Annotated in this window: 1 protein-coding gene and 1 pseudogene; one reads left to right on the forward strand and one right to left on the reverse strand. The window is 65.4% G+C overall.

Annotated features, from left to right (window positions below):
- A pseudogene (locus ACZYZ3_RS20465) lies at window positions 1-177 on the reverse strand (IS30 family transposase); the annotation flags it as partial.
- 119 nt (window positions 178-296) lie between these two features.
- Here ACZYZ3_RS20465 and ACZYZ3_RS20470 point away from each other — a divergent pair.
- Window positions 297-1,727, forward strand: a complete 1,431-nt coding sequence (locus ACZYZ3_RS20470) for an IS1380 family transposase (protein WP_463965596.1) — start codon at window positions 297-299, stop codon at window positions 1,725-1,727.
- Window positions 1,728-2,017 lie beyond the last annotated feature (290 nt).

The raw sequence follows: 2,017 nt of genomic DNA on the forward strand, positions 1-2,017 counted from the left end.
CTTGCGGCGGGCTCTTCCGGTGCGCAGCGCAGCCTGGATTTCGCGTTTGAGTCCGCCCCGGGCCTGCAGATAGAGCGACTGGTAAATCGTCTCGTGGCTCACGCGCATCTCCGGGTTGTCGGGGAACTCCTCGACCAAGGTGTTGCTGATCTGTTCCGGAGACCAGCGTAGGGCTAGCCCAAGGTTTTCATGGCGGGTCCGTCGGGATGGCGTGTTAGTCAGGGAAAGGGTGCTCTGAACTGGGAAAATAGTGGTTGTCGAGACCGTTATTTGCCGAGCGAAGGAGCACCCTTTCGATGCAAAAGTCTACCGCTGTTTTTCCGTCCTTTCCGGTCACTTTCACCGGCCAGTCGCTGATCTCCCACGCCGGGGTCACGGTACTCGCCGGCTTCATGGACGCCCTGGGTTTCGGCAGGCTGTGCGAGGACAGGCTCGGTCAGTTTGTTCCCTCCGGCGCGAGACACCGGCCTGGCCGGCTGGTTGGTTCGTTGGCCGCGATGCTCGCCGCCGGAGGCGAACATGCCTCGGATCTGGACATCCTGCGTTCCTCACCCGGGGTCTTTGGTCAGCTGCCCTCGAACGCGACCGTCTCCCGGTTCTTCGAACGCACCGTGGCCAACCCGGAGCTGTTCAGCTACGGATTCGAGACCCTTACCCGGGAACTGCGCACCCGGGCCTGGGACGCCGCCGGGGATCGGGGCCCGGCACTGACCGCGACGGCTGCGGATCCGCTGATCATCGACCTCGACGCGACCTTGGTGACCTCGCACTCCGATAAGGAAAACGTCGCCGGAACCTACAGGGGTGGCTACGGGTTCGCCCCGTTCATCGCCAGCATCGATTACGGCGGCGGCAACGGTTCCGGGGAAATCCTCGCCGCCGTGCTGCGGCCCGGCAACGCGGGAGCGAACAGCGCCGAGGACCACATCCGGGTCTTCCACACGGCCGCGGCCCAACTGCCCGAGAGCTTCTTCACCGAGGCCGGGGCCCTGGCCGGGGAGACGGTCCTGGTCCGCACCGACAGTGCCGGTGCCTCACGGAAGTTCCTCTGGCACCTGCACAGCCTCGGCGTGCAGTTCTCCACCAGCTACGCCCTGCCGTTCGGCAAAGCGCACATGATCGACTGGACCACCGACAAACAGTACTGGCAGCCGGCCCTGGACCAGCACGGGAACGACCGTAACGATGCGTGGGTCATCAACGCCACCGACGTTGTTCCGCTCACCGATTACCCGCCGGGGACCAACCTGTTCCTCCGGGCCGAGCCGCTGCACCCCGGTGCGCAGCCGACCCTGCTCGATGTCGACGGGCACCGGATCACCGCGTTCCTGACCAATTCACCGCGCTGGCACGGGCCGTTCCTGGACGCCAGGCACCGCGCCCGCGGCCGGTGCGAGAACCGGATCAAGACCCTGAAGAACACCGGCCTCGGCAAGCTGCCGTTCTTCGACTTCGCCGCGAACCAGGCCTGGGCCAACATCGCCGCCCTCGCCTTCAATCTGGTCTCCTGGCTCCAGCTCGCTGCCTTCCCGGACGGCCACCACGCCAAAGCCTGGGACATCAAGCGCTGGCGCTACCGACTCTTCGCCACCGCCGGGAAAATCATCACCCGCGCCCGCCGCAACCAGCTCCTGCTCCCGGAAACAGCCCCGGAAAAGGACCTCCTGAAACTTCTCCTGGAGAACACCGCCCGCCTCAACAACGGGCCCGTTTCTTCCACCGGCTGACCGTGGACCTCATCCTGTCCCAACGAACAGCACGAACACCGGAAGTGGAACCGGCGCCAACCCAGACGAACCAACAGGCCACACCACACTGCCCGAAAACAGAAAACAACCGCCCACCAGCCGCCGCCACAAATCAACGGCCATCAACGATGCACCCCGACCGTCTTGGCTGCCTCCCGCCGGCCCGCACCGGCCGTGCCAGCCGGAAGTACTCCTCACGCCTGGCACGGCCTTTAGCCTTGCCCGCGATGCCTGCCTTGGACATCCACTGGTAGCAGGTGTTCTGGTTC

The organism is Pseudarthrobacter linnaei, from assembly GCF_055412825.1.